The sequence below is a fragment of the Achromobacter sp. D10 genome (assembly GCF_035282245.1).
GTDB lineage: Bacteria > Pseudomonadota > Gammaproteobacteria > Burkholderiales > Burkholderiaceae_B > Achromobacter > Achromobacter insolitus.
On record NZ_JAYJLE010000001.1, the window covers coordinates 73829 to 95552 of the forward strand.

Here is a 21724-nt window from a genome sequence, read left to right on the forward strand (position 1 = left end):
CCGCAATGGGCTCAATCGGCCTGGTAGACGTACGGCTTTTGCGGCACGCGGGCCGCGCGGAAGCCTTCCAGCAGTTCCGAGTCCTGCGGTTTGTCCCAAAGACGGGCGCGGCCCTCGCGCTGGCGCTCTTCAGTGCCAGGGTGCGATTTCTTGTAGTCCTTCAGGAAAAGGGTGATCTCGGATTCGTAGTTGGTCGCCATGGCACCAATTTCAATGGGTTTCGGATAGGGGGAGTTTACTTCACGGCGGGCTACCCCCCGGCGTTACAATCTCGCGGCACCCATCGCCCCCTCCCGCCATGTCCGCAGAAACCGCAGCAGCAGCCCGCCCCGCCTCGTCCGCCAGTGAGCAAGCAGCGCGCGCGGCGCGCATGATCCCCTTCATCGTAGGCTGCGCGCTGTTCATGCAGATGCTGGACGCCACCGTGGTGGCCACCGCTCTGCCAGCCATGGCGCACGCCCTGGGATCCACCCCCGTGCGGCTGAACGTGGCCATTACGTCCTATCTGCTGTCGGTGGCGGTATTCGTCCCTGTCAGCGGCTGGGCAGCCGACCGCTACGGCGCGCGGCGCGTGTTCGTGGCGGCTATCGGCCTGTTCACGCTCAGCTCCGTGGCCTGCGCGCTGTCCCAGGACCTGCCGCAGCTGGTCCTGGCCCGCATCGTCCAGGGGATGGCGGGCGCGATGATGGTCCCCGTGGGGCGCATCATCCTGCTGCGCACCGTGCCCAAGCAGGACTTGCTGAAGGCCATGTCCTTTCTTTCCATTCCGGCCTTGCTGGGCCCGGTGATCGGCCCCCCGCTGGGCGGGTTCATGGTCACCTACATGTCCTGGCACTGGATCTTCCTGATCAATATCCCGATCGGCGTGCTGGGCATTTTTCTGGTGCTGCGCTATGTCGCGGAAATCCGCGAGGAATCCGCTCCGCGCCTGGACTGGCCGGGCTTCCTGCTGAGCGCGATCTGCCTGGCCACCCTGGTCAGCGGCTTCGAGGCCATCGGCCGCGACGTGATGCCCCTGCCTGTGCTGCTGGGACTGATCGCCGTGGGCACCATCTGCGGCCTGCTTTATGGCTGGCACGCTCGGCGTACGGAACATCCCATCATCGACCTGTCCCTGATGCGGATCCCCACCTTCGCCATCTCCACGCTGGGCGGCAACCTGTGCCGCTTCGCCGTGGGCGCCACCCCCTTCCTGCTGGCCATGTTGCTGCAAGTCGGCTTCGGCCTCACGCCGTTCTCGGCCGGCCTGATCACCTTCGCCAGCGCCGCGGGCGCGCTATTGATGAAGTTCGTGGCCACGCCCATCGTCAGGTACTTCGGCTTTCGCCGCGTGCTGACCGTCAACGCCTTGTTGGCGGGCGCGTTCATCGTGGTCTGCGGCGCATTCACACCCACGACGCCGGTGTGGCTGATGATCGCCGTGCTGCTAGTCGGCGGCTTTTTCCGTTCGCTGCAATTCACCGGGGTAAATACGCTAACCTATGCTGACATCCCCCCGTCCAAGATGAGCCGCGCCAGCAGTTTCGCTGCCATGGCGCAACAGCTGGGCATCAGCCTGGGCGTGGGCGTGGCCGCGGTGACGCTGAACATCAGCATGTCCTTGCGCGGCGCGGAAACGCTGGCGATTCGCGACGTCGTCGCGGGCTTCATCGTCGTCGGCGTGCTGTGCATGGCTTCGACCTTCTCCTTTAGACGCCTCGACCCTCTGGCCGGGGCACACCTGAACGGCGCCAAACAAAGTGACGACGAATGAATTTGTCCTAGCCCTGGACCAGGGAACGACCAGCTCCCGCGCAATCGTGTTCGATCGTGAAGGCGTGGTGCGCGGCGTAGGCCAGCGCGAATTCCGCCAGCACTATCCGCGGCCGGGCTGGGTAGAGCACGACGCCAGCGAGATCTGGCATAGCCAGCTGGACGTGGCGCGTGAGGCCCTGCGCAATGCTGGCGCGACCGCCGCCGACATCGCCGCCATCGGCATCACCAACCAGCGCGAAACCACCCTGATCTGGGAACGCGCCACCGGCCGCCCGCTTGCGCGCGCCATCGTCTGGCAGGATCGCCGCACGGCGCCGATGTGCGACCAGTTGCGCCAGGACGGCCATGCCGCATTCCTGCAATCGCGGACCGGCCTGGTGCTGGACGCCTATTTCTCCGGCACCAAGCTTGCCTGGCTGCTGGACCACGTGCCGGGCGCGCGCCAGATGGCCGAACGCGGCGAACTGGCCTTCGGCACGGTGGACACGTGGCTGATCTGGCAACTGACCGGCGGTGCCGTGCACACCACCGACCCAAGCAACGCGTCCCGCACCATGCTGTTCGACCTGCATACCCAGGACTGGAACGACGAGATCCTGGCGCTGCTCAAGATCCCGCGCAGCGTGCTGCCCCAAATCGCGCCCAGCAGCGCCGTGGTGGGCGAAGCCCTGCCCGAATGGCTGGGCGGCTCGATCCCGATCGCCGGCAATGCCGGGGACCAGCAGGCCGCCACCTTCGGCCAGGCCTGCTTCACGCCCGGCATGGCCAAGAACACCTACGGCACCGGCTGCTTCATGCTCATGAACGTGGGCGAGAAGCCGGTACAGTCCCGAAACAATCTGCTGTCCACGGTGGGTTGGGGCCTGCCCCAGGCCGCCGACGAGGGCTGGCGCCCGACCTACATGCTGGAAGGCGGCGTGTTCGTGGCCGGCGCGGCGGTGCAATGGCTGCGCGATGGGCTGGGCATCATCCAGCGTTCGGAAGAAATCGAATCCCTGGCCGCCAGCGTGGCCGATACCGACGACGTCTTCATGGTCCCGGCCTTTGCCGGCCTGGGCGCGCCGCACTGGGATCCCTATGCGCGCGGCACGCTGGTCGGCCTGACCCGCGGCACTACCCGCGCTCACATCGCCCGCGCCACGCTGGAATCCATCGCGCTGCAAAGCGCCGAGCTGCTCACCTGCATGAACGGGGACAGCGGCATCGCGCTGACCGAACTGCGCGTGGACGGCGGCGCCGCCCGCAATGACCTGCTGATGCAGATGCAGGCGGATCTGCTGGGCGTACCGGTCGTGCGTCCCCGGGTATCGGAGTCGACGGCGCTAGGAGCTGCCGGCCTGGCGGGGTTGGCGGTGGGATTCTGGTCTGGGCTGGATGAGTTTGCCTCGAAGTGGCAGGCGGAACGCACGTTCGAGCCGACTTGGCCGGAATCTGTGCGGGATGCGCGGATGAAGCGGTGGAGGCAGGCCGTGGAGTTGTCCAAGGGGTGGGCGGATAGCGCGGGGAAGTAGGCGAGGGCTTCTTGGGTTTGCAGATTGCTGGCAAAGGCCGTTGCTCTTCGTAGGCCACCCAGCCGTCCGCGCCGACGTGCTACTTGAGTCTCGGCTTGTTACGCTGCTGGAATTACGGTCGGGGATGAGGCTTGGGTTGCCCGTCACCCTCGGCCGCGCGGGCGGCGTGGCGGCGAGCAACCTCGATGCGCCCGACGGAATCCGAAGGGAAGGCCGAAGGCCTGGACGAGGATGAGGATGGGGCAGCCCGGAGCGAAGGCTCCGGGCCGCAATCGTGGGCGCTCGCCGCCACGCCGCCCTCGCCAACGGGCGACCTAAGAAGCGCGAGCCACAACAACAGCCATAAAAAAAAGCGGCGCCCAAAAGCGCCGCCCTACTCAAAAGTCAGCAGTCAACAATCACCGCTTGCCCTTCTGCTTCAGCTGCGACAAATCCCGCACCGCCCCGCGATCCGCTGAAGTCGCCAACGCAGCATAAGCCTGCAATGCCTGCGACACGACACGCTCGCGCCCGACCGGCTCCCAGCCGTCGGCCCGCGCATCCATCGCCGCGCGGCGGCGCGCCAGTTCCTCGTCGGACACGGCCAGATGCATTTTGCGGTTCGGGATGTCGATCTCGATCACATCGCCCTCTTCCACCAGGCCGATGGTGCCGCCTTCCGCCGCCTCCGGCGAAGCGTGGCCGATCACCAGACCCGACGAGCCGCCCGAGAAGCGGCCATCCGTGAACAGAGCGCAGGTCTTGCCCAGGCCCTTGGACTTCAGGTAGGACGTGGGGTACAGCATTTCCTGCATGCCCGGACCGCCCTTCGGGCCTTCGTAGCGGATCACCACCACGTCGCCCGGAACGATCTTGTCGCCCAGAATGCCTTCGACGGCATCATCCTGGCTTTCGAAGACGCGCGCGCGGCCAGTGAAGACCCATTGCGACTCGTCCACGCCAGCCGTCTTCACGATGCAACCCTTTTCTGCCAGGTTGCCGTACAGCACGGCCAGGCCGCCATCCTTCGAATAAGCGTTTTCCTTGCTGCGGATGCAGCCCGTCTTGCGGTCCGTATCCAGCGTCAGGAAGGTGGCATCCTGGCTGAAAGCCACCGTGGTGGGAATGCCGCCGGGGGCCGCGCGATAGAACTTCTGTGCTTCCTCGCCGGCGCCGCCGGCCACGTCCCACTGCTTGATTGCATTACCCAGCGTGCCGCTGTGCACGTTGCCGCAGGACAGGTCCAGCAGGTCCGCGCGCGCCAGTTCGCCCAGGATGCCCAGGATGCCGCCCGCGCGATGCACGTCTTCGATGTGGTACTTGTCGGTGGCGGGCGCCGCCTTGCACAGGCAGGGCACCTTGCGCGAGATGCGGTCGATGTCGGCCATGGTGAAATCCACACCCGCTTCCTGCGCCGCGGCCAACAGGTGGAGCACGGTGTTGGTGGAACCGCCCATCGCCACGTCCAGCGCCATGGCGTTCTGGAACGCGCTCTTGGTGGCGATGCTGCGCGGCAGGACCGAGGCGTCCTCTTCCTGGTAATAGCGGCGGCACAGGTCCACCACCAGGCGGCCGGCCTGTTCGAACAGGCCGCGGCGCCAGGCGTGCGTGGCGACGATGGTGCCGTTGCCCGGCAGGGCCAGGCCAATGGCTTCGGTCAGACAGTTCATCGAGTTGGCGGTGAACATGCCGGAACAGGAGCCGCAGGTCGGGCAGGCGCTGCGTTCGACTTCGGCCACATCGGCGTCAGATACGTTGGGGTCCGCGGCCTTGATCATGGCGTCGATCAGGTCGATCTTGGCGATGACCTTGCCGTCCGTGGGCGACTTGACCTTGCCCGCTTCCATGGGACCGCCCGACACGAATACGACCGGGATGTTCAGGCGCATGGCGGCCATCAGCATTCCGGGGGTGATCTTGTCGCAGTTCGAGATGCAGACCATGGCGTCGGCGCAATGCGCGTTGACCATGTATTCGACCGAGTCGGCGATCAGTTCGCGGGAGGGCAGCGAATACAGCATGCCGCCGTGGCCCATCGCGATGCCGTCATCCACGGCGATGGTGTTGAATTCCTTGGCGACACCGCCGGCAGCCTCGATTTCCTTGGCAACCAGCGCGCCCAGGTCGCGCAGGTGCACGTGGCCCGGCACGAACTGCGTAAACGAGTTCACTACCGCGATGATCGGCTTGCCGAAGTCGCCGTCCTTCATTCCGGTGGCGCGCCACAAGGCGCGGGCGCCGGCCATGTTGCGGCCGTGGGTCGAGGTGCGGGAGCGGTAGTGCGGCATGGTTTGTCTCTGGCTGTAGCTGTTAGCGTAGGCGGCAAAACGTTAAATAATACGCTGGTTCCGGGGCCGGCCGTCTCTGGGCCGTCCACGGGACGCCGCCGCGGCCATCAGGCGGACGCCACCCCGCGAGCCGCAAATGCGCTGGGCGGCTCGCCCACGGCCTTGCGGAACATGGCGGCAAACGCGCTCGGGCTTTCGTAGCCCAGGTCCAGCGCCACTTCCAGCACGCGCTCGCCGCGCGCCAGCCGCTCCATCGCCGCCAGCAGCCGCGCCTGCTGGCGCCAGCGCCCGAAAGTCATGCCAGTGTGGCGCAGGAACAGCCGGTGCACGGTCTTCGGGTCCACCCCCAGCGCGCGCGCCCAGTCGGCCGCGCCGTCCTGACGTTCCGGATGCCGCACGATGGCGCGGCAGATACGCGCCAGACGAGGTTCGGTGGGTTGCGGCAGATGCAGGGGCAACGCGGGCTCCTGACGCAATTCGTCCAAAAGCAGCATCATCAACCGGCCGTCGCGCGTGCCGGGCGCCCAGTCCAGCGGTACCTCCGCCGCGGCGACCATCAGCTCGCGCAACAGGGGCGAGATCGACAACACGCAGCACTGGTCGGGCAAGTGGTCAGCGGCGCCGGGTTCGACGAACACCGTGCGCATGCGCGGCTGGCCGCTCATACGGATGCCGTGCGGCACCCAGGCAGGCACCCACACGCCGCGGGTGGGGGGCACCACCCAGATTCCTGCGTCCGTATCCACCACCATCACCCCGGAGATCGCATAAACCAGCTGGGCGCGGCGATGCCGATGGCGCCGGATGCGATGGCCGTCCTCGTAATCCACGGCGAGCCCGGCCACCGGACGGCGCGAGGACTCGTAGGGGAACAAATCCAGATCTGCGGGTTTGTAGGGCGCGCGGGCGGCGGGTGTGTCCATTTTGCGATGATTGTGGCCAGAATGGCGTTAGACGGTCGTTTCCAGTGTACCTATCATCCTCGCATCCTTCAGTCTTTCCCCAATTCACCCCATGTCCGTGTCCGCCCAGTCCGCCGCTATCCGCCTCCGTGCCGCGCTTGCGGCCGCCGGCTGCGCGCGGGTTGGCGGGATGGGCCGCCCTGTTCTAGCGCTGCGACTAGCGCGCGGTTGCCGGGCCTTGCGCCCCGTGGCCGCCCGGCAGCCCAGGGCCCTCTGACGGACCCTGCCGCCACCTCCCCTTGCCTGGCCGTCCCGCCTCTGAACGCGGGCGGCCGACTGCCGCCGCATCCCGGCCGGAGCTTTCCATGCTTGAACAACCCCAACACAAATACCGTCCCACCCTTCCCTTCGCCCGCGACTATGAGGAACGCACCTGGCCGTCGCGGCGCCTGACGACGCCGCCCATCTGGATGAGCACCGACATGCGAGACGGCAACCAGGCGCTGATCGAGCCGATGGACGCGGCGCGCAAGCTGCGCTGCTTTGAACAATTGGTGGCCGTGGGGTTGAAGGAGATCGAGGTGGCCTTCCCCTCGGCCTCCGACACCGATTTCAATTTCGTGCGCCAGCTGATCGAAGAGCGCCGCATTCCCGGCGACGTCACCATCGAAGTGCTGACCCAGTCGCGTCCCGACCTGATCGAACGCACGTTTGAGGCACTGCGCGGCGTGTCCCGGGCGATCGTGCACCTCTACGCGCCCATTGCGCCGCAATGGCGCCGAATCGTGTTCGGCATGACCAAGGCGGAGATCAAGGAGATCGCCCTGGCCGGCACGCGCCAGATACGCGCGCTGGCCGATGCCCGCCCCGAAACCCGTTGGATCTATGAATACTCACCTGAAACCTTCAGCCTGGCGGAACTGGAGTTTGCGCTGGAAATGTGCGATGCCGTGAGCGAGGCCTGGGGGCCGACGCCGCAGGACAAGATGATCATCAACTTGCCGTCCACCGTAGAGTGCACCACGGCCAACGTCTATGCCGACCAGATCGAGTGGATGCACCGCAATTTGGCACGACGCGACAGCATTATCCTCAGCGTGCATCCGCACAATGACCGTGGCACGGCGGTAGCGTCGGCGGAGCTGGCGGTGCTGGCCGGCGCAGAGCGCGTGGAAGGCTGCCTGTTCGGCAACGGCGAACGCACCGGCAACGTGGACCTGGTGACGCTGGCCCTGAATCTGGACCTGCACGGCGTGCGCAGCGGCCTGGACTTCTCGGACATGGCGGCGGTGCGCGAATGCGTGGAAGCCTGCAACCAGCTGCCCGTGGACGTATTCCACCCGTATGCGTTCACTCACGCAACGCCAGCAGCGACTCCTGCAGGTGCCGCAGCCCGCGGCTGAGCGGTTTGTCCCGGCGCAGCACGATGGCCAGGCTGCGCGACAGACGCGGCGCAAGCGACCGCAGCTCCAGCGCCTTGCGCCGCCCCGCGCCTGTGACGGCCAGCCTGGGCAGGATCGCGCACCCCAGGCCGGCGGCGACGATCTCCTTCATGGCCTCTGTGCTGCCCAGCTCCATGACCGGCTTGGCGGCCAGGCCGGCCTGCTCGAACCAGTCGTCCACCAGGCGGCGGGTGCGCGCGCCCGGTTCGAACAACACCAGCGGCAACTGCGCCAGCGCCTGCGGCGTGGCGGCAGCGGGAATGGACGCCGGATCGCCGGCGGGAAAAATTGCCACGAACTCGTCTTCCAGCACCGGCGTAACCTGAAACATACGCCCTGGCGCAGGCAAAGTGACCAGTCCGATATCCAGCGTGTTGTTCTCCAGTCCGCGCAGCATGTCCGCCGTGTTGCCGGTGCTGGCGACGATGTCCAGGGCAGGGAAACGCCGCCGCAGGTCGGCCAGGATGGGGGGCAGCAGATAGGTGCAGGCGGTGGCGCCCGTGCCCAGCCGGACGCGGCCGGATACCTGCGAGGCATGCGCGGTCATGGCGAGCTCGGCCTGCGCCAGCGCGGCGTCGATGACCCGCACGTGCTGCAGCAGTTCCAGCCCGGCCGCGGTCGGCCCGGCGCGGCGGCCGACGCGTTCCACGAGCTTCAGGCCAAAGCGCCGTTCCAGTTGGCGGACCTGCAGGCTGACGGCGGGCTGGGTCACCCCGCCCCGTTCCGCCGCAGCGGAAAAGCTGCCCAGTTCGATCACCTGCGCAAAGGTGCGCAAATGGTCCAGGTTGAGGCCGCGCATCGCTACACCCAAAGTTTTACTTATTCAAATCATAATAAACCAAAGCTTTATTAATAAATAAGCTTGCGCGACACTGGCGGCTTGTTCCTTCCTCGATAGCCCTCACGGCCCGCCATGTCGTCTCCCACCTCCACCGTCCTCATCCGCGATAGCGCGGAAGCCGATCTGCCCGCCATCAAGGCGATATATGCCCACCACGTGCAGCACGGCACGGCCTCGTTCGAACTGGAACCGCCTTCCATTGCCGAAATGCGCCAACGCCGCGCCAGCGTCCTGGAAAAGGAAATGCCCTATCTGGTGGCCGAGATCAATGGCGAGGTCGTCGGCTATGCCTACGTCACGCCCTATCGCCCGCGTCCTGCCTACCGGCACACGGTGGAGGATTCGGTGTACGTGAAAGCGGGCCGCTCTGGCCTGGGCATCGGCGGCAAGCTGCTGGCCGCGCTGATCGAACGCTGTACCGCCGCAGGCTGGCGCCAGATGCTGGCCGTGGTGGGAGACAGCCGCAACGCTGCGTCGCTGGCGCTGCACGCCAGCCAGGGCTTTCACCCCGCCGGCACGCTGCGCTCGGTCGGACATAAACACGGCGAATGGCGCGATACGGTGCTGATGCAGCGCGCGTTGGGCGAGGGCGACACCACACCGCCGCAGCGGCCGTGATCCCGCCGCGCGCCATCGTCTGCCTGGGGCTGACCCAACTGGTCGGCTGGGGCGTGACGTACTACCTGATAGGCGCCCTGGGCCCGGCCATGGCCGCTGACCTCGGCTGGAACGCGGCCACCGTGTATGGCGGATTCTCGGCGGCCATCGTGGTGATGGCCATGGTATCCCCACTGGCCGGCATGGCCGTGGACCGCTGGGGTGGACACCGCGTCATGCCCGCGGGCGCGGTGCTGGGCGCGCTGGGCTGCGCGGGCCTTTCGATGGTGCACGCCCTTCCCGGGTACTTCCTGGCCTGGGCCGTGCTGGGCGTGGGTATGAGGCTGTGCCTGTACGACGCGGCCTTTGCGTCGCTCGCCCGCGCCGCCGGCCCTTCGGCACGCCGGCCCATGTCGCAGATCACGTTGTTCGGCGGACTGGCGTCCACGGTGATGTGGCCGGTGGGCCACGCGCTGTCGGAATGGCTGGGTTGGCGCGCTGCGGTGCTGGCGTATGCCGCCCTGGCGCTGGCCACGCTGCCGCTGTATCTGGCGCTGCCCCGCGGACGCTACTTCGCGGCAGCGGGCGGCAAGGACAAGGCTTCGTCCGGCCTCGCGCGCAACGCAGCCGAACGCCGGCTGGCAGGCGTGCTGTACGCGTTGATCGCCATGCTGACCAATTTCCTGGCGGCGGGCAACGCCGCCCATCTAATTTCGCTGCTGTCGGGCCTGGGCCTCGCGGCTGCCGCCGCGGTCAGCGTTGCGGCACTATGGGGAGTCGGTCAGTTCGCGGCCCGGCTGGCCGACGTGGCGCTGGGTTCTCGCCTGCATCCTCTGACGCTTACGCTGGCGGTCTGCGCGGTATTGCCGCTCTGCTTTCTGCTGGCGTTGCTGTCCGGCGGCAATCTCTATGCGACCGCCGCCTATGCCCTGCTCTACGGCGCCTGCAATGGCCTGCTGACCATTACACGCGGCACCTTGCCGCTGGCGCTGTTCGACTTTCGCAGCTACGGCGCGCTGGTCGGCGCCCTGCTGATTCCCAGCTTCCTGCTTACCGCCGCCTCGCCGGTGGCCTATGCTTACATCGTAGACAGCTACGGCGCGCGTAGCGCGATGGCGCTATCGGCGGGCCTGGCGGCGGCAATCTGTGCGGCGGCGTTCGCGCTAAGGTGCAAGTTCATACAAAGAGCGCGCGCGGCGTACGCCTGAGACCCGGCAAACGCGCCCGCGCCTCGGCGCGGGTCCCGGCGCCAGCGGGTCAACCTTCGGCGGCGGAAGCCACGACCCATTTCTCCCAGCCGATCTTCCTGAGCTTGCAAGCCGGGCATTCACCGCAACCGTAACCCCAATCATGGCGCGCGCCGCGTTCGCCCAGATAGCAGGTATGGCTTTCCTCGACGATGGTTTCCACCAGCGCGTCGCCGCCCAGTTGGTGCGCCAGCGCCCAGGTCTCGGATTTGTCGATCCACATCAGAGGCGTCTCGATCGTGACCCGGGAGCCCAGACCCAGTCCCAGCGCCACCTGCTGCGCCTTGATCGTGTCGTCGCGGCAGTCGGGATAGCCGGAGAAATCGGTTTCGCACATGCCGCCCACCAGCACGTCCAGCTGGCGGCGGTAGCCCAGCGCGGCGGCCAGCGTCAGGAACAGCAGGTTGCGGCCGGGCACGAAGGTGTTGGGCAGGCCGTTGGCCTGCATCTCGATGGCGCGGTCGCTGGTCATGGCGGTGTCGCCCACCTGCCCCAGCACCTTCAGGTCCAGCAGATGGTCCTCGCCCAGGCGTGGCGCCCAGTCGGGGAAATTGCCGCGGATCTCGCGCAGCACATTCAGCCGCGCGGACAGTTCGATATGGTGGCGCTGGCCGTAATCGAAGGCCACGGTTTCCACATGGGCGTAGCGGTCCAGCGCCCAGGCCAGGCAAGTCGTGGAATCCTGGCCGCCCGAAAACAGCACGAGCGCGCGACGTTGGTGATTTTGCATAAAAGGGGGCTTCTGGAAAGACGAAGGAATTAGTCGGACTTTAACGCAGCGGCACGACTTCGCCGTAAGGATCGCTGCGTAAAATCGTCGGTCAGATTCATTTTCCGGTTTACCTGCAACGCCCCGTATTGTCTTCCTTCCCCTTCAGCAGCCTCGACGGATCCCCGCCAGATGAATGCCATGCGCCCGCAGTCCGATTCAGCAGAACCCTTGCGTCACGATATCCGGCTGTTAGGCCGATTACTGGGCACCGTCATCGAGGAATGCGAGGGCAAACGCGTCTTCGACACCATTGAAACCCTGCGCCGCACGGCGGTGAAGTTCCGCCGCGAAGGCAACGACGCGGACGGCAGGTTGCTGGAGCAGCGCGTCAAGCGCCTGCAAGGCAGCGATCCCAACTCGGTCGCGCGCGCCTTCAGCTACTTCCTGCACCTGGCCAACATCGCTGAAGACCGCGATCAGAACCGCCGCCAGCGCGCGCGCGCCATCGCCGACGACACGCCCGCACGCGGCAGCCTGCGCGAAGCCGTGCAGACGCTGGGGCGCCACGGAGTGGGCGTGGCGCGCATTCGCCGCCTGCTGGCCGAGGCCTGCGTGATGCCGGTGCTGACCGCGCACCCCACCGAGGTGCAGCGCAAGAGCACGCTGGATGTGCACCGCGAAATCGCCGCCGCGCTGACGCAGCGCGAAGGCCCCCTCACCCCCGAGGAACTGGCCGACCTGGACGCTTCGCTGCTCGGTCGCGTGGCCACGCTGTGGCAGACCCGCATGCTGCGCTACACGCGGCTCACCGTGGCCGACGAAATCGAAAACGCGCTGTCGTACTACCGCAGCACCTTTCTGCAGGTCATTCCTCGGCTGTACGGCGACCTGTCCAAGCTGCTGAACCGCGAATCCGCCAAGCCGTTTGCCGCGCCGCCCCCGCCGCTTGAGCCGTTCCTGCGCATGGGCAGCTGGATCGGCGGCGACCGCGATGGCAATCCCAACGTGGACGCCAATACCCTGGAACGCGCGTTGCTGCGCCAGGCCACCGTACTGTTCGAACACTATCTGCAAGAAGTGCACGCGCTGGGCGCGGAGCTATCGGTCACCACCTTGCTGATCGGTGTCGACGCCCAACTGCTGGCGCTGGCCGACGCCAGCGGCGACGATTCTCCCCACCGCCGCGACGAACCCTACCGCCGCGCGCTGGTCGGCGTATACGCCCGCCTGGCCGCCACCGCGCAGCGCCTGACGGGCCAGGACCTCGCACGACGCAGCACCGTCGCCGCCATCCCCTACGAGCGGCCTGAAGAACTGTCCGCGGACCTGGCCGTCATCGCCGCATCATTGGCCGCCCACCACGGCTCGCCCATCGGCAAGCTGCGCCTGGCCGGCCTGCAGCAGGCCGTGGAAGTGTTCGGCTTCCATCTGGCCACGGTGGACCTGCGCCAGAGCTCCGACGTGCACGAGCGCGCACTGGCCGAACTGTTCACCTGCGCGGGCACGCAGCACGATGGCAAGCCGCTGGACTATCTGGCCCTGACCGAGGAGCAACGCGTCGAACTACTGCGCGCCGAGCTGGCGCAGGCGCGCCCGCTGGCCTCCCCCTGGATCGCCTATACCGAAGACACCACGCGCGAACTTGCCGTGCTGCGCGCGGCTGCGGCCGGACGGGCCCGCTATGGCAAGCAGGCCGTGCGCCAGACCATCGTGTCGCATACCGAAACGCTGAGCGACTTGCTGGAAGTGATGGTGCTGCAAAAGGAAGCCGGCCTCATCGCGCCGGCGGGACAGGAAATCCAGCCCGAGGATGGCCTGATGGTCGTGCCGCTGTTCGAAACCATCCCCGACTTGCAACGCGGGGCCGACATCATGGCCGCCTGGCTGGACCTGCCCGAAGTCCGCCAACGCGTGAAGCTGGCGCAGAACGGCGCGCAGGAAGTCATGCTGGGCTATTCGGACAGCAACAAGGACGGCGGCTTCCTCACGTCCAATTGGTCTCTCTACCAGGCCGAGCGCGCGCTGGTCGACGTGTTCTCCGCCCGCAACGTGCGCCTGCGCCTGTTCCACGGCCGCGGCGGTTCGGTAGGCCGCGGCGGCGGTTCCAGCTTTGACGCCATCCTGGCGCAACCTCCGGGTACCGTAGCCGGCCAGATCCGCCTCACCGAACAAGGCGAAGTCATCCAGAGCAAGTACAAGGACGCCGAGGTCGGCCGCTGGCACCTTGAACTCCTGGTCGCCGCCACGCTGGAATCCAGCCTGGCGCCGCGCGCCGAAGCCACCAGCGCCGAAGACGCGCACATGGCCCAGCACGGTCCGGCCATGTCCTTCATGTCGGATACCGCACAGCGCACCTACCGCGGCCTGGTCTACGACACCCCGCGCTTCGCCGACTACTTCTTCGCCGCCACGCCCATCAGCGAAATCGCCGGCCTGAATATCGGCTCGCGCCCCGCCTCGCGCAAAAAGGGCCAGCGCATCGAAGACCTGCGCGCCATTCCCTGGGGCTTTTCCTGGGCGCAATGCCGCCTGATGCTGACCGGCTGGTACGGCATGGGCTCGGCGATCGAGGCCTATCTTGAAACCGGCGCCCCGGACGCGCCGCGCTCGCGCCGCAGCCGCCTCGCGCAGCTGCGCGAAATGGCACGCGACTGGCCCGCCTTCCGCACGCTGCTGTCGAACATGGAAATGGTGCTGGCCAAATCCGACCTGGCGATCGCCGCGCGCTATGCGCAACTGGTGCCGCAACGCGGCGTGCGCGAACGCATCTTCGGATCCATCAGCGCCGAGCACGGCCGCACGCTGGCCATGCTCAAGCTGCTGACCCAGCGCGAACTGCTGGCCGACAACCCTACGCTGCAGGCGTCGCTGCGCGAGCGCTTCGCCTACATCGATCCGCTCAACTACCTGCAGATCGACCTGATCCGCCGCCACCGCGCGGCACAGAAGCATCCCGAGGCCGAGGTCGACAAGCGCGTGCAGCGCGCCATCCACCTGACCATCAACGGGATTGCGGCGGGGCTGCGCAACTCGGGCTGACGCATTGCTCGCGCCGCGGCGCGCGGCATGCAAGACCTCCATTGGGTGAGGGACCTGGCCCGCGCCATTCCGGCGCGGGGCGGCCCGCTCCCTCCTCAGGCGTCCACCAGACGGACACCGAAAATTCCTCATTTGTCCGCCCCCCGCGACTTTTAGTACTATCTCTTTCAGAAATTCTATATACGCACAAATGTTCGTATATAGAACAAAACGATTTTTCTGGCCAGGCGCACAGGAAGGCACACCGGAAGAGACAGAAAGCATCCTGGTTCCGCACGTGCCCGCCCGCAAAGCCCGGCATATCAGTACCGAGCGAACCATCATGGATACCCCCCTCAAGAATCTCGCCATCGTCGGCGCAGGCGCCATGGGCAGCGGCATTGCCGCGCTGTTCGCCTCGAAGGGATTGAATGTCGTCCTGATCGATCCGATGGAAGGCGCGCTGGATCGCGCGCTCCAAACCATAGACCGCCAACTGAATGTGTACGCGCCCGGCCAGGTCCAGGAAGCGATGCAGCGCATTCAGGTCGCGCCCGGGCTGGAAGCGGCCTGCAACAGCGACCTGGTCATCGAAGCCGTGCCGGAAAACCTGGAGCTCAAGCGCGGCATCTTCGCCAAGCTCGATTCCCTCTGCCCCGCGCACACCCTCTTCGCCACCAATACCTCCGGCCTGTCCATCAACGCCATCGCCAGCGCCGTCGTGCGTCGCGACCGCTTCGTGGGCACCCACTTCTTTACGCCCGCCGACGTGATCCCCCTGGTGGAAGTCGTGCGCAACGACGGCACCTCCGAGGACACCGTTGCCAAGGTCATGGCCACATTGCGCCACGCCGGCAAGCGCCCGGTGCTGGTCCGCCAGGACATTCCGGGCTTCATCGCCAACCGCATCCAGCACGCCCTGGCCCGCGAGGCCATCTCGCTGCTGGAGAAAGGCGTAGCCAGCGCCGAAGACATCGACGAAGTGGTCAAGTGGAGCCTGGGCATCCGCCTGGCCCTGTCGGGTCCGCTGGAACAACGCGACATGAATGGCATCGACGTGCACTACGCGATCGCCAGCTATCTCTACAAAGACCTGGAAAACCGCACCGAACCCTCCGAACTGCTGAAGAGCAAGGTTGAAAGCGGGCAGATCGGCGCCAAGAGCGGCCAGGGGTTCTACACCTGGAGCCCGGAGCGCCGTGAGCGCGTGCTGCGCGAAAAGAGCGCCGCGCTCGGCGAACTCGCCGCCTGGCTCAACGAGAAGGCCAGCGGGTCCTGACGGCCGCGCCAGCAAGCATTCACTACATAAGGCGCGGGGCTTTCCGCCACCAGCGCCATCGGGCCACAAGCCCAACCACACAAAGAAAACCATCGTCCCACCCGCCCCCGCCGACACCCGGCGCCAGGGCGGCGCAAGACACGAGAAAACTTAGCCTTACCGGAGTTCGTAGGAGGCACCATGAATAAACTGGCTTCATTCTTTACGGAGCTGATGCGCAAGTATCTGCCCGACCCCTTCGTGTTCGCCATCGCGCTGACCTTGCTCACCGTGCTCTTGGCCATGGGAGTGGAAGGCAAAGGCATCGGCGACATTACGCGCGCCTGGGGCAACGGCTTCTGGAGCCTGCTGGCCTTCACGACCCAAATGGCCGTGATCCTGGCGATGGGTTATGTGCTGGCCACCGCGCCGCTCACCGACCGCCTGCTCAACCGCATCGTCAGTCACGTGCACAAGCCGCACACCGCCATCATCGTGGCGACGCTGGTCGGCGGCATCGGCAGCTATCTGAACTGGGGCTTCGGCCTGGTCATCGGCGGCATCGTCGCCAAGAAGCTGGCGCTTAAGGTCAAGGGCGTGCACTATCCGCTGATCATCGCCGCCGCCTACAGCGGCTTCACCATGTACGGCCTGGGCCTGTCGGCCAGCATCCCCGTGCTGGTCGCCACCCCGAACCACCCCACCGCCAAGCAGATGGGCACCATCCCGCTGTCGGAAACCATTTTCTCGGTGCCCATGCTGATCACCAGCCTGGTCATCATCGTGACGCTGCCGCTGCTCAACGCCTGGCTGCACCCGAAAAAGGGCGAGAAGATCGTTGAAGTGGACCCGGCCATCGACCGCGACACCGCTACCGCCAGCGCCGCCGAAGATCTGCTGGAAAAGGGCACCCTGGCCTCGAAGCTGAACAACAGCCGCATCCTGAGCCTGCTGATCGGCGCGCTCGGCATCGCCTACGTGACGTTTCACTTCATGGACGGCGGTTCGCTGGACCTGAACCTGATCAACTTCATCATCCTGTTCCTGGGCATCATCCTGCTGGGCACCCCGGCCGCCTACGTCGCCAAGCTCACCGAAGGCATCAAGACGATCTCCGGCATCATCCTGCAGTACCCCTTCTACGCCGGCATCATGGCCATCATGGCCGCTTCCGGCCTGGTCACCACGATCTCGCAAGTGTTCGTTGACGTGGCCACGCCCGAATCGCTGCCGTTCTGGGGCCTGATCAGCTCGTTTGTCATCAACTTCTTCGCACCGTCGGCCGGCGGCCACTGGGTCATCCAGGGTCCGTTCATGATCGACGCCGCCAAGGAAATCGGCAGCGCGCTGAACCAGACGACCATGGCCGTCATGCTGGGCAACGCCTGGAACGACCTGGTGCAGCCCTTCTGGATCCTGCCCGCGCTGGCGCTGTCCAAGCTCAAGCTGCGCGACGTCATGGGCTATACCGTCATCATGATGCTGTGGGTCGGTGTGATCCACATCACCGCGGTCCTCCTCTGGGGTTACTTGACGCATTAAGCCCCCCATACGCGTTTACGCGCGCCGCCCCTGGGGACGACACCTGCAGACCGGCAAAGCCGGATCTGGCGGTGTCCCAGCCAGGGGAGAGGACAGACGAATTAGTACCGGCAGCGTTTCAGCCTGCGTTGGAATTTGGAATAGGGAACTGATATGAGCAAACCTACTGCGTATCTCGTGACCGGCGGCAGCGCCGGGATCGGGGCGGCGATCATCCGCATGCTGCTGGATGCGGGGCATAAGGTCGTCAACATCGACTACAAGCTGCCCGAGGATCCGCCCGCGGGACTGGTGTCGTATCAGGCGGACCTGACCGACGAAGCCCGCACCAAGGAAGTCGCCCGGGAAGTGACCGAGGCCTACAACATTGTGGGCCTGGTCAACAATGCCGGCGCGACGCGCCCTGGCACGGCCGACACGGCCACGCTGGCGGACCTGGATTACGTAGTCAACCTGCATCTGCGCACCGCGCTGATCCTGGTGCAGGCGGCATTGCCCGCCATGCGCGAGGCTGGCTTCGGCCGCATCGTGAACATGTCGTCGCGCGCCGCGCTGGGCAAGCCGGACCGCGTGGTCTATTCGGCCACCAAGGCGGGCCTGGTCGGCCTGACCCGCACGCTGGCCATGGAACTGGGCGGCGACGGCATCACCGTCAACGCCATCGGACCGGGCCCCATCGCCACCGACCTCTTCACCAAGAGCAATCCGGCAGGCGCGCCGCAAACCGAACGCATCATCAACAGTATCGTGGTCAAGCGCCTGGGCACGCCGGAAGACGTGGCGCGCGCCGCGATGTTCTTCCTGTCGCCTGACAACGGCTTCGTCACCGGCCAGATGCTGTACGTCTGCGGCGGCACGACGCTGGGCGTCGCCCCCATCTGAGGCCCGCCATGCGCACGCCCGCCGCCCTCTTCCGCCCCCTGGCGCGCCTAGCGGCGCAGCAGGGCGTGGTTGATCTGGTCGGCCGCGCGGCGCAGAGGAGGCAGGAAGGCCTCCAGCATTTCCTCTCGCGTGAAGCGATTGGCATGGCCGCTGACGTTCATCGCGGCGATCACGCGGCCGCTGCGGTCCATGATGGGCACCGCGACCGACTGCAGCCCCGGCTCCAGCTCCTGGGCGACGCAGGCGTAGCCGTCGGCGCGCACGCGGGCCAGCACGCGCTTGAGCTCGGCAATATCGGTAACGGTGTGCGGCGTATAGGACTGGATCTGGCTCTGCGCCAGCACCCGGTCCAGCTCCGGCTCCGTCAACCCCGCCAGCAGCACGCGGCCCATCGAGGTCACCCAGGCCGGCAGGCGGCTGCCGACGGCCAGGTTGATCGTCATGACCTTGTGCGTGGACAGGCGCAGGATGTAGACAATGTCCGCGCCCTCCAGCACAGACACCGAACACGACTCGCGCGTCTGCTCGGCCACTTCTTCCATGTACGGCAGCGCCAGGTTCCACAGCGGCGTGCCGGACAGGTAGGCATAGCCCAGTTCCAGGATGCGCGGGGTCAGGGAAAACTTGCGGTCGTCGACAGTGACGTAGCCCAGGTGCTCCAGCGTCAGCAGGATGCGGCGCGCGCCGGCGCGCGTCAGCCCTGTCACCGCCGCGACCTCGGACAGCGTCATCTGCGAACGGTCGGGGCCGAAAGCCCGGATCACGGACAAGCCGCGCGCGAAGGACTGCACGTAGCTGTCGCTGGGTTGCTGGGTATCTTGCTCGGCCATCCGTCTACCGCAAAAAGAGTAAATGGAGATTACGCCGCGCCGGCTCGCCTTGACGCTCGGCTCATCCCCATGAAACGATGTTCTTCAGAAGAACGAAAGTTCTAATTAAGAACAAATTATGACACGCCACCTATGAGCAAACATCATGATTTCTAAGCTTGTTGCAAGCGCGGCGGCCGCCCTGGCGGACGTACCCGACGGCGCCACCGTCATGATCGGCGGCTTCGGCACTGCCGGCCAGCCCATGGAACTGATCGACGCACTGCTGGAGCAGGGCGCCAAGGACCTGGTCATCATCAACAACAACGCCGGCAACGGCACCACCGGCCTGGCCGCCCTGCTGGGCGCCAACCGCGTGCGCAAGATCATCTGCTCGTTCCCGCGCCAGGTGGACTCGCAAATCTTCGACGGCCTGTACCGCAGCGGCAAGATCGAGCTTGAGCTCGTGCCCCAGGGCAACCTGGCCGAGCGCATCCGCGCCGCCGGCGCCGGCATCGGCGCGTTCTTCACGCCCACCGGCTACGGCACGCCCTTGGCCGACGGCAAGGAAATCCGCGAGATCAACGGCCGCCAGTACGTGCTGGAGTATCCGCTGCATGCTGACTACGCGCTCATCAAGGCCGAGCGCGGCGACCGCTGGGGCAACCTGGTCTATCGCAAGACCGCCCGCAACTTCGGTCCCATCATGGCCAGCGCCGCCCGTGTCGCCGTGGCACAAGTGCGCGAAGTCGTCGAACTGGGCGAGCTGGACCCCGAAACCGTCGTGACCCCCGGCATCTTCGTGAAACGCGTCGTGCAGATCCAAGCCTCCCCGGCCGCCAAGGAGCAGCAATGAGCACCAAACTGACCCGCGACCAGATCGCCGCCCGCGTCGCGCAGGACATTCCTGAAGGCGCCTACGTGAACTTGGGCATCGGCCTGCCCACGCTCGTCGCCAACCATCTGCCGGCCGACCGTGAAGTCATCCTGCACACCGAAAACGGCATGCTGGGCATGGGCCCCGCCCCCGCCAAGGGCGACGAGGACTACGACCTGATCAACGCCGGCAAGCAGCCCGTGACCGAGCTGCCGGGCTGCTCGTTCTTCCATCACGCCGACTCGTTCGCGATGATGCGCGGCGGCCACCTGGACATCTGCGTGCTCGGCGCCTTCCAGGTGTCGCAGCATGGTGACCTGGCCAACTGGCACACCGGCGCGCCCGACGCCATTCCGGCAGTGGGCGGCGCGATGGACCTGGCCATCGGCGCCAAGGACGTCTTCGTGATGATGGAACTGCAGACCCGCGAAGGCCAGAGCAAGCTGGTCGAAGCCTGCACCTATCCGCTGACCGGCGTGCGCTGCGTATCGCGCGTGTACACCGACGTGGCCGTGTTCGACATCCGCGCCGACGGCGTAACCGTCATCGACATGTTCGGCGACACCACTGCCGACGAGCTGCTGCGCCTGACCGGCCTGCCGCTGAAGTTTTCCCGCTGAGTTTTCGTGATCCCGCGCTCCGGCCCGGCCGGAGCGGCATTACTGGAGAGAGTCATCATGCTGTTCATGGTTCAAATGCAAGTCAATCTTCCCGTCGACATGCCCGCCGAGCGCGCCGACAAGCTGAAGGCCGATGAGAAGGCCCTGGCGCAGCAACTGCAGCGCGACGGAAAGTGGAAGAATCTGTGGCGCGTGGCCGGCCGCTACGCCAACGTCAGCATCTTCGACGTCGAAAGCAACGACGAACTGCACACGCTGCTGTCGTCGCTGCCGCTGTTCCCGTACATGGACATCAACGTCACGGCGCTGGCACGCCACCCCTCGGCAATCTGATCAGGAGCGGCCGATGCCCTACATCATCGAAACCTTCGACAAGCCCGGCCACCAGGAAGTGCGCCAGCAGCATCGCGCCGCGCACCTGGAATACCTGGACGCGAACAAGCAACTGCTGCTGGCCTGCGGCGCCAAGCTGCAGGACGACGGCAAGGACGCCGGCGGCGGCCTGTACATCGTGGCCCTGGAAACGCGCGAAGCCGCGCAGCAGTTCATCGACGCCGATCCGTTCTCCAAGGCCGACCTCTTCGAACGCGTGACCATCACGCGCTGGCGCAAGGCCTACGTCGACGGCGTCTGCCATCTGTAATCGCAAGGAATAAACCCGCATGTCTTACGCCGATATCAGCCAGGCACGGCTGTTCTACGTCATCGATGGCCCCGCCGACGCGCCGGTGCTCGTGCTCTCCAACTCGCTGGGCACCTGCTCCGACATGTGGGCTCGCCAGATCCCCGAACTGACCAAGCACTTCCGCGTGCTGCGCTACGACACCCGCGGCCATGGCAAGTCGTCCATCCCCGAAGGCGAATACAGCTTCGAGCAGTTGGGCAACGATGTGGCCGAGCTGCTGGCCCACCTGGGCATCAAGCGCGCGCATTTCTGCGGCCTGTCGATGGGTGGCCCCACCGGCTTGTGGCTGGCGCTGGCGCGTCCCGAGCTGCTGGACAAGCTCATCCTGTGCAATACGGCCGCGCGCATCGGTTCGGCCGAAGGCTGGAGCGCCCGCATCGCCGCGGTCGCCGAGCAGACGCTGGAAAAGATGGCGCCCGCGCTGGTCGAGCGCTGGCTCACCGACAGCTACCGCGCCGCGGAGCCGGGACTGACCCAGGTCCTGATCGACATGCTGCGCCGCACGCCGGACGCCGGCTACTCGGGCAATTGCGCCGCGCTGCGCGACGCCGACTTCCGCGAGCAGGTAGGCTCGATCAAGGCGCCCACGCTGGTCATCAGCAGCACGCACGACTTGGCGGCCACCCCGGCCCAAGGCCGTGAACTGGCCGCAGCCATTCCTGGCGCGCGCTATGTCGAACTGAACACCTCCCATATCTCGAACTGGGAGCAACCGGAAGCCTTCACCCGCGCGGTCGTCGACTTCCTGAAGGGGTAAAC

Annotated in this window: 20 protein-coding genes; 14 read left to right on the top strand and 6 right to left on the bottom strand. The window is 66.4% G+C overall.

The features are described 5' to 3' along the window. Positions 1–11: 11 nt before the first annotated feature. Positions 12–200: a DUF3460 family protein gene (locus VCS63_RS00345; RefSeq protein WP_042796240.1), complete on the bottom strand. Its 189-nt coding sequence runs from the start codon at positions 198–200 to the stop codon at positions 12–14. Between the two features lie 98 nt (positions 201–298). Between VCS63_RS00345 and VCS63_RS00350 the strand changes: the two genes are divergently transcribed. Continuing rightward, positions 299–1753, top strand: coding sequence for a DHA2 family efflux MFS transporter permease subunit (locus tag VCS63_RS00350; RefSeq protein ID WP_063641329.1), 1455 nt, complete (start codon positions 299–301; stop codon positions 1751–1753). Continuing rightward, positions 1740–3266, top strand: coding sequence for a glycerol kinase GlpK (glpK, locus tag VCS63_RS00355; RefSeq protein ID WP_063961145.1), 1527 nt, complete (start codon positions 1740–1742; stop codon positions 3264–3266). Before VCS63_RS00350 ends, glpK begins: the two co-directional genes overlap by 14 nt. A gap of 398 nt (positions 3267–3664) precedes the next feature. Here glpK and ilvD read toward each other — a convergent pair whose 3' ends face one another. After that, positions 3665–5533, bottom strand: a complete 1869-nt coding sequence (gene ilvD, locus VCS63_RS00360; RefSeq protein ID WP_042796238.1) for a dihydroxy-acid dehydratase — start codon at positions 5531–5533, stop codon at positions 3665–3667. Positions 5534–5640: 107 nt separating this feature from the next. Next, positions 5641–6456 carry an AraC family transcriptional regulator gene (locus VCS63_RS00365; protein WP_104653975.1) on the bottom strand — a complete coding sequence of 272 codons (816 nt, stop codon included), beginning with the start codon at positions 6454–6456 and terminating at the stop codon, positions 5641–5643. A 344-nt stretch (positions 6457–6800) separates the two neighbouring features. Between VCS63_RS00365 and VCS63_RS00370 the strand changes: the two genes are divergently transcribed. After that, positions 6801–7838: a 2-isopropylmalate synthase gene (locus VCS63_RS00370; protein WP_063961147.1), complete on the top strand. Its 1038-nt coding sequence runs from the start codon at positions 6801–6803 to the stop codon at positions 7836–7838. On the opposite strand, the gene VCS63_RS00375 is transcribed toward VCS63_RS00370, so the two are convergent. Next, a complete protein-coding gene (locus tag VCS63_RS00375; protein ID WP_042796236.1) occupies positions 7786–8676 on the bottom strand; it encodes a LysR family transcriptional regulator in 891 nt (296 codons plus the stop codon). The two genes, VCS63_RS00370 and VCS63_RS00375, sit on opposite strands and share 53 nt — an antisense overlap. 114 nt (positions 8677–8790) lie before the next feature. Between VCS63_RS00375 and VCS63_RS00380 the strand changes: the two genes are divergently transcribed. Together VCS63_RS00380 and VCS63_RS00385 are read left to right on the top strand one after the other, a co-directional pair. Further along, positions 8791–9336 carry a GNAT family N-acetyltransferase gene (locus VCS63_RS00380; RefSeq protein ID WP_063641335.1) on the top strand — a complete coding sequence of 182 codons (546 nt, stop codon included), beginning with the start codon at positions 8791–8793 and terminating at the stop codon, positions 9334–9336. Continuing rightward, positions 9333–10523 (top strand): MFS transporter, encoded by a 1191-nt coding sequence (locus VCS63_RS00385; RefSeq protein WP_063961153.1) that lies wholly within the window; start codon positions 9333–9335, stop codon positions 10521–10523. The genes VCS63_RS00380 and VCS63_RS00385 overlap by 4 nt, the downstream gene beginning before the upstream one ends. A gap of 49 nt (positions 10524–10572) precedes the next feature. On the opposite strand, the gene queC is transcribed toward VCS63_RS00385, so the two are convergent. Then, positions 10573–11292, bottom strand: coding sequence for a 7-cyano-7-deazaguanine synthase QueC (queC, locus tag VCS63_RS00390; protein WP_042796234.1), 720 nt, complete (start codon positions 11290–11292; stop codon positions 10573–10575). 171 nt (positions 11293–11463) lie between these two features. On the opposite strand from queC, the gene ppc reads away from it, so the two are divergent. The 4 genes from ppc (at position 11464) to VCS63_RS00410 (ending at position 17974) form a co-directional block, all read left to right on the top strand. Continuing rightward, entirely contained in the window at positions 11464–14313 is a 2850-nt protein-coding gene (gene ppc / locus VCS63_RS00395) for a phosphoenolpyruvate carboxylase (RefSeq protein ID WP_063641337.1), read from the top strand. A gap of 322 nt (positions 14314–14635) precedes the next feature. After that, positions 14636–15571: a 3-hydroxyacyl-CoA dehydrogenase family protein gene (locus VCS63_RS00400; protein ID WP_063641341.1), complete on the top strand. Its 936-nt coding sequence runs from the start codon at positions 14636–14638 to the stop codon at positions 15569–15571. Positions 15572–15751: 180 nt separating this feature from the next. After that, the gene (locus VCS63_RS00405; RefSeq protein WP_042796232.1) at positions 15752–17092 is read left to right on the top strand and encodes a short-chain fatty acid transporter; all 1341 of its coding nucleotides are present in this window, start codon (positions 15752–15754) and stop codon (positions 17090–17092) included. A gap of 153 nt (positions 17093–17245) precedes the next feature. Further along, positions 17246–17974: an SDR family NAD(P)-dependent oxidoreductase gene (locus VCS63_RS00410; RefSeq protein WP_323877982.1), complete on the top strand. Its 729-nt coding sequence runs from the start codon at positions 17246–17248 to the stop codon at positions 17972–17974. A 47-nt stretch (positions 17975–18021) separates the two neighbouring features. Here the strand turns inward: VCS63_RS00410 and VCS63_RS00415 are convergent, their stop codons facing one another. Beyond that, positions 18022–18804, bottom strand: a complete 783-nt coding sequence (locus tag VCS63_RS00415; protein ID WP_042796230.1) for an IclR family transcriptional regulator — start codon at positions 18802–18804, stop codon at positions 18022–18024. Between the two features lie 145 nt (positions 18805–18949). Between VCS63_RS00415 and VCS63_RS00420 the strand changes: the two genes are divergently transcribed. The 5 genes from VCS63_RS00420 to pcaD are packed head-to-tail and all read left to right on the top strand — an operon-like array spanning position 18950 to position 21722. Further along, positions 18950–19639, top strand: coding sequence for a 3-oxoacid CoA-transferase subunit A (locus tag VCS63_RS00420; protein ID WP_042796229.1), 690 nt, complete (start codon positions 18950–18952; stop codon positions 19637–19639). Continuing rightward, complete coding sequence (locus tag VCS63_RS00425) at positions 19636–20280, top strand: 3-oxoacid CoA-transferase subunit B (protein WP_042796228.1); 645 nt, start codon at positions 19636–19638, stop codon at positions 20278–20280. Before VCS63_RS00420 ends, VCS63_RS00425 begins: the two co-directional genes overlap by 4 nt. Before the next feature lie 57 nt (positions 20281–20337). Then, positions 20338–20613, top strand: a complete 276-nt coding sequence (gene catC, locus VCS63_RS00430) for a muconolactone Delta-isomerase (RefSeq protein ID WP_042796227.1) — start codon at positions 20338–20340, stop codon at positions 20611–20613. 13 nt (positions 20614–20626) lie between these two features. Next, the gene (locus VCS63_RS00435) at positions 20627–20923 is read left to right on the top strand and encodes a YciI family protein (protein WP_063641344.1); all 297 of its coding nucleotides are present in this window, start codon (positions 20627–20629) and stop codon (positions 20921–20923) included. A 19-nt stretch (positions 20924–20942) separates the two neighbouring features. Beyond that, positions 20943–21722, top strand: coding sequence for a 3-oxoadipate enol-lactonase (pcaD, locus tag VCS63_RS00440; protein ID WP_253636266.1), 780 nt, complete (start codon positions 20943–20945; stop codon positions 21720–21722). Positions 21723–21724 lie beyond the last annotated feature (2 nt).